Origin of the sequence: Kitasatospora sp. NPDC093550 (genome assembly GCF_044764985.1) — a bacterium.
In the GTDB taxonomy this organism is placed as follows: Bacteria; Actinomycetota; Actinomycetes; order Streptomycetales; family Streptomycetaceae; genus Kitasatospora.
In genome coordinates this window covers 1-9,845 of the sequence record NZ_JBIWJF010000064.1, presented here as the reverse complement: position 1 = coordinate 9,845, position 9,845 = coordinate 1, and the positions used below count along the sequence as shown (strand labels likewise).

The 9,845-nt window shown below is 73.5% G+C and carries 9 protein-coding genes; 7 read left to right on the top strand and 2 right to left on the bottom strand.

Translation table 11 applies throughout. The annotated features are described in order from the left end of the window. The coding region (locus tag ACIRD3_RS40235; protein WP_402227074.1) for an aldehyde dehydrogenase family protein at positions 1-214 on the top strand (214 nt) is incomplete at its 5' end. Positions 215-718: 504 nt separating this feature from the next. Here ACIRD3_RS40235 and ACIRD3_RS40230 read toward each other — a convergent pair. Continuing rightward, complete coding sequence (locus tag ACIRD3_RS40230) at positions 719-1,291, bottom strand: hypothetical protein (RefSeq protein ID WP_402227073.1); 573 nt, start codon at positions 1,289-1,291, stop codon at positions 719-721. A gap of 749 nt (positions 1,292-2,040) precedes the next feature. Here ACIRD3_RS40230 and ACIRD3_RS40225 point away from each other — a divergent pair. The 5 genes from ACIRD3_RS40225 to ACIRD3_RS40205 all read left to right on the top strand — a co-directional run bounded on the left by ACIRD3_RS40225 (position 2,041) and on the right by ACIRD3_RS40205 (position 8,751). Continuing rightward, entirely contained in the window at positions 2,041-4,746 is a 2,706-nt protein-coding gene (locus tag ACIRD3_RS40225) for an AAA family ATPase (protein WP_402227071.1), read from the top strand. Between the two features lie 82 nt (positions 4,747-4,828). Continuing rightward, positions 4,829-5,284: an SRPBCC family protein gene (locus ACIRD3_RS40220; protein WP_402227070.1), complete on the top strand. Its 456-nt coding sequence runs from the start codon at positions 4,829-4,831 to the stop codon at positions 5,282-5,284. 111 nt (positions 5,285-5,395) lie between these two features. Next, entirely contained in the window at positions 5,396-6,859 is a 1,464-nt protein-coding gene (locus ACIRD3_RS40215; protein ID WP_402227069.1) for an MFS transporter, read from the top strand. Between the two features lie 52 nt (positions 6,860-6,911). Beyond that, positions 6,912-7,352, top strand: a complete 441-nt coding sequence (locus tag ACIRD3_RS40210; protein ID WP_402227068.1) for an SRPBCC family protein — start codon at positions 6,912-6,914, stop codon at positions 7,350-7,352. Positions 7,353-7,404: 52 nt separating this feature from the next. Next, complete coding sequence (locus tag ACIRD3_RS40205; protein WP_402227067.1) at positions 7,405-8,751, top strand: carotenoid oxygenase family protein; 1,347 nt, start codon at positions 7,405-7,407, stop codon at positions 8,749-8,751. Between the two features lie 228 nt (positions 8,752-8,979). Here the strand turns inward: ACIRD3_RS40205 and ACIRD3_RS40200 are convergent, their stop codons facing one another. Further along, positions 8,980-9,366: a hypothetical protein gene (locus ACIRD3_RS40200; protein WP_402227066.1), complete on the bottom strand. Its 387-nt coding sequence runs from the start codon at positions 9,364-9,366 to the stop codon at positions 8,980-8,982. 136 nt (positions 9,367-9,502) lie between these two features. Between ACIRD3_RS40200 and ACIRD3_RS40195 the strand changes: the two genes are divergently transcribed. Further along, a complete protein-coding gene (locus ACIRD3_RS40195) occupies positions 9,503-9,781 on the top strand; it encodes an ester cyclase (protein WP_402227065.1) in 279 nt (92 codons plus the stop codon). Positions 9,782-9,845 lie beyond the last annotated feature (64 nt).

The following is a 9,845-nucleotide window of genomic DNA, read 5'->3' as shown; positions in this document are numbered from 1 at the left end:
CGCGCTGGCCTCCTCGGTGTGGACCAAGGACCACGCCCGCGCCATGCGGATGTCCCGCCGCCTGGACTTCGGCTGCGTCTGGATCAACACCCACACGGCCCTCGCCGCCGAGATGCCGCACGGCGGCTGGAAGCTGTCCGGCTACGGCAAGGACCTCTCGTCCTACGGCTTCGAGGACTACACCCGCGTGAAGCACGTCATGACCGCGATCTGACGTCCAGTCATCACTGTCAGGCGCCAGAGGGTTCAGCCTCATCCGCCGGCGCGATCGAGGCCTGCGGCCGCCGGCGCACCCGCGGGGCCCTGGATCTCCCCGGGTTCGGCTGGTGTCCTGGGTCGGAGATTCGCTGACAGGAGGTGGCGACTTTGTCGAGAAGACCCTCCTCTCCCTGGCCACGCGGATTCCTTCTCCCCGCCTCCACCAGGCGAGTCGGACATCGGAGGGCCGAGCGGCTCGATCCGGGATGGCGGGTCGCCACCACCCCGTCGGTCGATCGGTCAGCGGGCCGGCGGACTCAGGAGTCGTAGCGCGTGGCACGTCGGCAGATGACGGGAGTCTGACGTCGCCTGGCCCTCCCGCTCTCGCCCAAGCGAGAGGTAGAGCCGTCGGCCGACCCTCGGGATCCCAAGCACGGGCATACCAGCCGACGGATTCATGAAGCCGCCCGTCCCGGTGGTTTCACCGGGACGGGCGGCCGTCTCCGCAGCGTGGCCGGGTTCAGCGTCGTGCCGAGCAGCAGCCCCCACGCGGACACTGCCAGTGCGTCAGGTTTCCCGGAAAGCGCCGACGCCTCCACCCTCCTGAGCCTGGCCCGCGCCTACCCAGCCGTCCGATGTCGTTTGGCGCACCTACACCCACCCCGCCGGCGCCGCCGGCCCTCTGGAGCCCGACACCGAGGGCTGGCGTCGCGAGCAGGAGCGCAAAGTCTGCGGCGAGGTCGCCGACGCGATCACCAAGCCGCATCTCCCCCGCGGCGGCGCCGTGATCGTCTCCTACAGTCGCCTGATCGAATCCGCCAACCGCATCGGACGCGCTCTGCACGACCTCGACGATCCGGACCTCACGAAGGCAGTCCTCACTGAGGTCGCAACCGAGCTCGTCGCCATGGCGAGTTCCGAGCACGGCGATCTGACCAGTCGCGCCCAACAGGCGGTTCTCCTCAGGCGCAAGGACGCCTCCCCCGTCCAGGTCGCCGCCGACCACGTCCTCCAGCAGGACCAGTTCGGCCCCGCCGAACTGCGCCCACCAGCCGAGCGGGCAACAGAAAGAGCCGGGCACCTTGATTATCAAGTGCCTGCTTCCGCAAGCGACTTCACAGTCAGGACGACAGGACTTGAACCTGCGCCCCCTTGCCCCCAGCGGCGCACCGACAGTTCGATCACCACACCCTGCCCGCCGCACAAGCGCGTCGGCCAAGTGCCGTCCATACCTGCTGTGCTCCCACCCCCGACGCAGCCTGGCAGGCCGGACACGACACTGGTATGTTCTCGAGCGTCGACCCTGGATCACCACGCGTCCGACCCGTACATCCATGCAGTCGACCCACACTCCTGCGAGATGCGGAAGCAGATGGAGCATCTCCTCCCAGGCGACCAGCACCTAACCGACAGTGACGGAGCGTCACGCCGCGCACGGATGCGCTCGGGGCGGGTGGTGGACACCAAGGCACTGGGCGACCCGAACGTCCCCCTCGGTGAGGTCTGACGCCCGACCGGAGCCCTGGCCGACGAGCAGCCGACCGACCACCACTGCGGGCCGCACGAACGGAACCGGTTCGACGGCCAGGGCTCCCTCCGGCGGGCGTACAACCCTCGCCGAGGAGGGACAAGCGTGCCGCTCCCAGGCCCGGCGGAGCTTCTCCATCGCGTCCAGCCATCGGACCACGTGCCCCCTCCGCGTCGTAGCCGCAGGACTCATCCGGCCGCGTGGTCACGCCCTACCGACGCGGCGGACGGGCCGGCGCGCCTCGGTGCCGGCACCCACGCCATCGGACAAGAGGGGGTAACTCCCGAGGTCAGAAGGCATGGCATGATTCCCGAGTGGCTCCCGTGACCGGCTCCGAGTACGTACCGCCTGCTGAACGCACCGCTCTCGTCGACCTGTTGGCCGGTGTACGGGCGGGCCGGGGCGGGGCGGCGGTCGTGCGCGGTGAGGCGGGCATCGGCAAGACGACGTTGCTGCGCCACGTCACCGACGGCCTGTCGGGTGTGCGGCTGCTGTGGGTGAACGGGGCGGAGTTCGAGGCTGACTTCGCGTACGCCGCCGTGCACCAGTTGACCTGGCCTCTGCACGAGCGGATCGGACGGTTGCCCGCTGCGCAGCGGGACGATCTGACCGTTGCGCTGGGGCTGGGCAAGGGGGGTGCGCCGAGCCGTTTCGCCGTCGGCCTGGCCCTGTTGGGGCTGCTGTCGGATGCTGCGGGTGAGCAGCCCGTGGTGTGCGTGGTGGACGACGCGCAGTGGCTGGACCGGGCGTCGGCGCAGGTGTTGGCGTTCGTGGCCCGGCGGGTGGCGGACGAGTCCGTGGCGTTCGTGTTCGGGGTGCGCGACCCGCACCTCGTCGCGGAATTCGAAGGCCTGCCGGTGCTGACGCTGCCTCGGCTGTCCGACCAGGTGGCGCGTCGGCTGCTGGCGTCCAGCCTGCCCGGTCCCTTGGACGACCAGGTGCGGGAGCGGATCCTGGCCGAGGCGCGGGGCATTCCGCTGGCACTGCTGGAGCTGCCGCGTCGGCTCGGGCCCGCCGCGTTGGCGGGCGGCTTCGGGCTACCGACGCCGGTCTCCCCGGCCAACCGGATCGAGCAGAGCTACCAGCAGCAGGTCTCCCTGCTCTCCCCGGACGCCCGGACCCTGCTGCTGGTGGCGGCCGCCGAACCACTGGGCGATCCGGGGCTGCTGTGGCGGGCGGCGGACCTGCTGGGCGTGGGGCCGCAGGCCGGGCCGGAGGCCGAGGCGAGCGAACTGATCGAGTTGGGCGGGCAGTCACGCTTCCGGCATCCGCTGGTGCGCTCGGCGGTGTACACCGCGGCCTCCCCCGCGGAGCGCCGCCGCGTCCATGGGGCGCTCGCGGAGGCCACCGACCCGCTGACGGCGCCCGACCGGCGTGCGTGGCACCGCGCGCAGTCCCTGTCCCGGCCGGACGAGGAGGCGTCGACCGAGCTGCTGCACTGCGCGGAGCGGGCCCGGCGCCGGGGCGGGGCCGCTGCCGAGGCGGCGTTCCTGGAGCAGGCCGCGGGCCTGACGGCCGATCCGCGGCTGCGGGCCGAACGCAGTCTCGCCGCGGCCCGGGCCGCGCTGGCCGCCGGCGCGTTCGAGAACGCGGTGACGCTGGTCGAGGCCGCCGAGGGCGGCCCGATCGACACCGCCGGGCGGGTGCAGGCCCAACTCCTGCGCGGCCGCGCGGCGTTCTTCGGCGACGGCGCGGCGGACGCGGTCGGCCACCTGGTGGCGGCGGCCGCCCTCGACCCCGACCGGGCCCGCGTCCACCTGCTGGACGCCCTGCAGGCGGGCCTGGTGGTCGGCCGTTCCTCGCCCGCGGCGCGGGACGCCCTGGCGGCGGCCCGGCGGGCGCCCGCCCCGGCCGGTGAACGCTCGAGTGCGGACGGGCTGCTGGACGCGCTCGTCGGCTATCTCGACGGCGACCTCGCGACGGTGCCGGTGCTGCACGGACTGCTGTCCGAGGTGACCGACCCGCTGTGGGAGGGCCGGCTGTCGCTGGCCGCCCTGCTCGCCGTCGAGCTGTGGGACGTCGCCCTGGAGGACCGGCTCGCCGGCCGGGCCGTGGACGCCGCGCGCACCGGAGGGACTCTGATGGTCCTGCCGGTGGGCCTGTGGATGCAGGCGATGGCCGCCACCCAGCGCGGCGACCTGCTCGGGGCTGCGGCACTGAACAGCGAGGCCGACGGCATAGCCGAAGCGACCGGCGTCCCGCCGCACTGGTACGGTCGGCTGTTCGCCGCCGCGGTGCGCGGGGTGGACGCGGAGGCGCGGCCCCTGTTCGACCGGGTGCTGGCCGAGTCGCACGCCCGGCGCAAAGGCATACTGACGGCGACCGTCCACGCGGCGGCGGCCCTGCACGCCAACGGCACCGCCGACCACCGGGCGGCCCTGGCCTCGGCCCGGCCGGCCGTCGCCGACGGCGAGCTGGGGATGTCCAGCCTCGCCCTGCCCGAACTCATCGAGGCGGCCGTCCGCTGCGGCGAGCGGGACACCGCCCAGGAGGCGTTCGCACGGCTGTCACGGCACGCGTCGGCGGCGGGCACCGACTGGGCGCTGGGCGTGCGCGCCGCCCTCGCCGCCCTGCTGTCGGACGACCCGGAGGACCTCCACGTCGAGGCGGTGGGCCGGTTGGACGCCACCGGCCTGCGGGTGTGGCACGGCCGCGCCCTGCTGCACCAGGGCGCGTGGCTGCGCCGCGACGGCCGCCGCGGGCAGGCCCGCGAGGCGCTGCGCACGGCTCACGGGCTGTTCACCGCGATGGGCGCGGAGGGCTTCGCCGAACGGGCCCGGCTGGAGCTGGCGGCCACCGGTGAACAGGTTCGGCCCGCCGAGCTCGGCGCGGTGGAACTGCTGACCGGTCAGGAGCTGAACATCGCCCGCCTGGTGGCGACCGGCGCGACCTCGCGGGAGGTCGCCGACCGGCTGTTCCTGAGCCCGCGCACCATCGACGCCCATCTGCGCAGCGTGTTCCGCAAGCTCGACGTCACCTCGCGCCGCCAGCTCGCCGACGCGCTCGGCCGGAACGCCTAAGCACCGGTCGGCTCACTTAGGCAGCCGCCTAGGCGACTTTCGCCGATGAGGGCACCGGGATGGTCGGACCAGACTCGGGGGCATGAAGAACACGCCCTCGGGCATCGACCGGGCCGCCCCGGTCGTCGCCCGCCGTGAGCTACCGATCCGGGCCCCCGCCCCCGCCGTCTGGGCACTGCTGACGTACGTGCCCGGCTGGCCGGCCTGGCAACCGGACATCGCCGAGGCCCGCGCCCTGACCCCGCTGACGCCGGGCGCGGTGTTCCACTGGCGCACCGGCGGCGTGGACATCACCTCCAGCGTGTACGCGGTGGACGCGCCCCGGCTCGTTCTCTGGGGCAGCCGCTCCCAGGACATCACCGCCGTCCACCAATGGACGTTCACGCCTTCGTCCGGGGCCACCCTCGTCGTCACCGAGGAGTCCTGGGACGGTGAGCCCGTACGGACCGATGCCGCCGCCGTCACCCAGGCACTGGACCGCTCCCTCGCGCAGTGGCTGCTGCACCTGAAGTCCGCCTCCGAGCGCGCCGCGCGCTGACGCCCCCCGCCGCGTTCCCCACCGCGCCGTTCCCCTCCCACCGGCCCGCTTCCCACCGCCCCCTTCCCCTCCCACCGGCCCGCTCCCCACCGCCCCGTTCCTGGAGTTCCCATGCCCAGTCCGCGCCGTGGCACCGTCCTTGCGGTGCTGGCCGCCGCGCAGTTCACCGTCATGCTCGCCACCTCGATCGTGAACGTCGCCCTGCCGCAGATCCGTGACGGCGTCGGTCTCTCCGACTCCGCCACCACCTGGGTCGTCAACGCCTACGGCCTGGCGTTCGGGGCGCTGCTGCTGGCCGGGGGGCGGGCCGCCGACCTGCTGGGACGGCGCCGCGTCCTGCTCACCGGTCTCGGCGCCTTCGCGGCTGCCTCCGCCGTCGCCGCGCTGGCCACCTCGCCCGGTGTCCTGATCGCCGCGCGGGCCGTCCAGGGAGCCGGGGCGGCGGCCGTCGCACCTGCCGCCCTCGCCCTCGCGGTGGGCCTGTACCCCCCGGGTCAGGCCCGCGGCCGGGCGCTGGCGGTCTGGGGCGCGGTGTCCGGTGCGGGCGGCGCGGCGGGAGTGCTGCTCGGCGGGCTGCTGACCCAGGCATGGGGCTGGCCGTGGATCTTCCACACGGTGGCGATCGGCAGCTTCGCGGTGCTCGCGGCGACGGCCGCGTACGTCCCCTCGACCGCCGCGTACGTCCCCGCGGCGGGCCCGGCGGAACGCGTCGGGTTCGACTGGGCCGGGACAGCGACCAGCGCCCTCGCCCTGACCGCCCTCGTGTGGGGTCTGACCACGGCCCGCCGCTCGGGCTGGACGGACCCCTCGGTGCTGGCCGCGGTCGGCGCCGCCGCCGTGCTCGCCGTGGCGTTCTGGCGGATCGAGCGCACCAGCGCCGCCCCACTGGTGCCGCCGCGGCTGTTCGCCGCCCGCGACGTGACGGTCGGCAACCTGCTGACCGGACTGTTCGGCTCCGTGTGGATCGCCCTGTTCTTCTTCCTGCCGCTCTACCAGCAGCAGGTCCTCGGCGAGGACCCGCTGACCACCGGCCTGGGCCAACTCCCCCTCGCCGTCGCGAACATGCTCGGCGCGGCCCTCGCCCCCACCCTGGTCCGCCGGGTCGGCGGCAGCACCGCACTGGTCGCAGCACTGCTGACCGAGGCGGCCGGGATGCTGTGGCTGTCCCGCATCGGCGCGGACGGCACCTTCCCCACCGACGTGCTCGGCCCGAGCGTCCTGGTCGGACTCGGCCTGAGCGTCGCCTTCGTCCAGCTCACCGGCCTGTCCGTGGCCGGCGTCGCCGGACCGGACACCGGTCTGGCGGGCGGCCTGGCCAACACCACCCGGCAGGTCGGCGGCGCCGTCGGACTCGCCGTCCTGGCGACCGTCGCCGGATCCGTCACCGGCAGCGCAGCCCGCCACCAACCGCCTCTGGAGGCACTGACCGCCGGCTACCGCACCGCCTTCGCCCTGGGCGCCGCCGTCCTGGCCGCCACCGCGCTGCTCGCCGTCCTGCTGGTGCGCCGCACGCCCGCCGCCGACCGGCCGCACCACGCGCCCGCCGCGGAGCCCGCGTTCCCGGACCGACCCTGACCACCCGACGCCCCTTCCCCTCCCTCCCCGCCCTGCATGGAAAGGAACTGCCGTGCTCACCATCGACGAGAGCGCACCCGTCATCGTCCGCCTGTCCGCCGAGATCAACGCCCCGCTGGAGCGCGTCTGGGCCCTGCACACCGGCATCGACGACTGGCCGGTCTGGAACCCCGACATCGACCAGGCCCGTCTGCAGGGCCCGCTCACCGAGGGCGCCTCGTTCACCTGGCGCACCCACGGACTCGAGATCACCTCCACCGTCCGCGAACTGGTGCCCGGCGCCCGGATCGTCTGGGGCGGCCCCGCGAGCGGCATCGACGGCGTCCACGTGTGGACCTTCGAGCAGGTCGGCGACCGGGTCACCGTCCGCACCGAGGAGTCCTGGAGCGGCGCGCCCGTCGACGCCGCCACCGAGCAGCTCGCCGCCGCCCTGCGCACCTCCCTGGAGGACTGGCTCACCTGCCTCAAGAACCGCGCCGAGAAGCTCTCCTGACCTCTCCTCCCTCCGCCCCTCACCGAACCGAAGAGACCCGAGGACCGCGAACATGACCGCCAAGCCCTACCTGACCGGCCACTACGAGCCCGTCTCCGACGAACTGACCGCCACCGACCTGACCGTCGACGGCGCCCTCCCGCCGGAGCTGACCGGGCGCCTGATCCGCAACAGCCACAACCCCAAGCCCGGCGTCACCCCCACCCACTGGTTCAAGGGCAGCGGCATGGTGCACGGCATCCGGCTGCGCGAGGGCCGCGCCGAGTGGTACCGCAACCGTTGGGTCCGCACCCCCGCGCTGGACGGCGCCCCCTACCTGACCGAGCACGGCCCGGACCTGACCGCCTCCACCGCCGGCACCCACGTCATCGAACACGCCGGCCGCCTGCTCGCCCTGTGCGAGGCCAACGTCCCCTTCGAACTCACCCCCGAGCTCGACACCGTCGGCCCCTACGACTTCGACGGCAAACTGCGCAGCGCGATGACCGCGCACCCCAAGAGCGACCCCGTCACCGGCGAGCTGCACTTCTTCGGCTCGTCGCCCTTCCCCCCGTACCTGGTGTACTACGTCGCCGACGCGGACGGGCACATCACCCACAGCGCCGAGGTCCCCGGCGCCGGCGCCGCGCTCAAGCACGACTTCGCCCTCACCCGCAACCACGTGGTCTTCGTGGAGGGCACGGTCACCTTCGACCCGACCGAGCACTCCGGCATCCCCTACTCCTGGCAGGACGAGCAGCCCGCCCGGATCGGCGTCATGCCGCGCGGGGCGCAGGGCACCGCCGCGATCCGCTGGTTCCCGATCGAGCCCGGCAACATGCTGCACGTCGCCAACGCCTACGAGGACACCCACGGCCGCATCGTGCTGGAGGGCCCCACCGTCGACCGCGAGGGCTTCCGGCTCTCCTGGAACTGGTGGGTCGGCGCCCCCGGCCGCGGCAGCGAACCCAACGCCCGCTCCTACAACCGCCGCTGGACCGTCGACCTCACCACGGGACGGGTCGACGAACGGGTCGTCGACGACCTCGCCATCGAGTTCCCCACCCTCAACGAGGGCTTCCTCGGCGTCGAGAACCGCTACCAGTACGCCGTCTCCTTCCCCGACCAGCACGGCTTCGGCGGCTACGGCGTCGTCAAGTACGACCGCGCCACCGGCGAGCGCCGCATCCACCAGGCCGGAGACGCCCGACTGCCCAGCGAGGCGGTGTTCGTCCCCGCCGCCGGCGCCACCCGCGAGGACGACGGCTACCTCCTCACCGTCGTCTCCGACCTCAAGCAGGACGCCTCCCAGCTCCTCGTCCTCGACGCCTCCGGCCTCGACACGATCGCCACCGTCCACCTCCCGCGCCGCGTCACCGCCGGCATCCACGGCTCCTGGATCCCCGACACCAACCTCTGACCCCACCCGAGCCGTCCCCCGGGGCGCTCCGCCCCGGGGGCCTGCCGGACCCCTCTCCAAGGAAAGAGCACCACCATGCGCGCACCCACCGCGGCCGCCACCGCTCTCACCCTCGCCGACATCCTCATCCACGCCCCGCTGCACACCGTCTGGAACGTCCAGACCGATGTCGAGAACCGGCCCGCCTGGCAGCCCGACGTCGAGACCGTCACCAAGGTCGACGAGGGGTCACAAGCCGTCGACGGTGGCTTGCCGGTCCGGTCGGCGGTTGATCACGGTCACGGACAACTCCGTGGTCGCGAAGTCCACGCCCCCGTGCCGACGTGCCCACTCGGCCACGTCCTCCTCGCCCGGGCGCTGCCCCGGCAACAGCACGGGAGGTACCTCCAACGCCGCTCGCGAGGGGACCACCAGCCACTGGCCGGGCTCGAAGTACCCGACAAGGACGTCCACCGTTCCGGGGCCCGCCGGCCGCACCAGCCGCTCCGCCGGGTGCAGGTGCACGTCTCCGTAGACGCTTCCGGCCTGCAGCACCGAGCCGTTGACGGTCGCCCCGTCGGCGAGGAGGTTCTCCACCGAGGCGGTCGAGGACGCTTCCGGGTGATCCTGGGACATGACTCCATGCTCGCAGCCGCGGAGGGCTGCGAGGAGCGGTTGCCCGAAACTCTCGTACAGCCAGGGCGGGAAGAACGGCCCCAGGTGATCAGGAAGTTGGGGGCAACGAAAGCGCCGATAGCCAGGGGGACGCCCGTTGACCCCGCAGGAGGGCGACTGCCCCGCCCTGGTCGGCGGACAGGAGCGGCTGGTGGTCGTCGGCGTCGACGACGAGCCGGCCGTCGACCAGCACGCCCCACCCGTCCAGGCCGGTGACGTCGGAGCTCCCGCGACCGGAAACCCGATGAACACGACCGCGGTGGTGATCCACCGGATCGAGAACGGCAGGCTCGCCGAGAAGTGGTCCGACAAGGACGAACTCGGCCTGCTCCAACAGATCGGCAACATCCCGCCCCGCTCCGGACCGGCCGAGTAGGGCACGCTCCGCTTCGGTGACCATCTGGTCGTCACCGCGGGGTCGGCCTGCAATCCCCCCGGCC

Excerpts from the sequence above, each read along its gene's own strand:
- ACIRD3_RS40220 (WP_402227070.1), top strand. The coding sequence starts at position 4,829 with ATGAAGAACACGCCCTCGGGCATCGACCGGGCCGCCCCGGTCGTCGCC.
- ACIRD3_RS40215 (WP_402227069.1), top strand. The coding sequence starts at position 5,396 with ATGCCCAGTCCGCGCCGTGGCACCGTCCTTGCGGTGCTGGCCGCCGCG.
- ACIRD3_RS40205 (WP_402227067.1), top strand. The coding sequence starts at position 7,405 with ATGACCGCCAAGCCCTACCTGACCGGCCACTACGAGCCCGTCTCCGAC.
- ACIRD3_RS40200 (WP_402227066.1), bottom strand. The coding sequence starts at position 9,366 with ATGTCCCAGGATCACCCGGAAGCGTCCTCGACCGCCTCGGTGGAGAAC.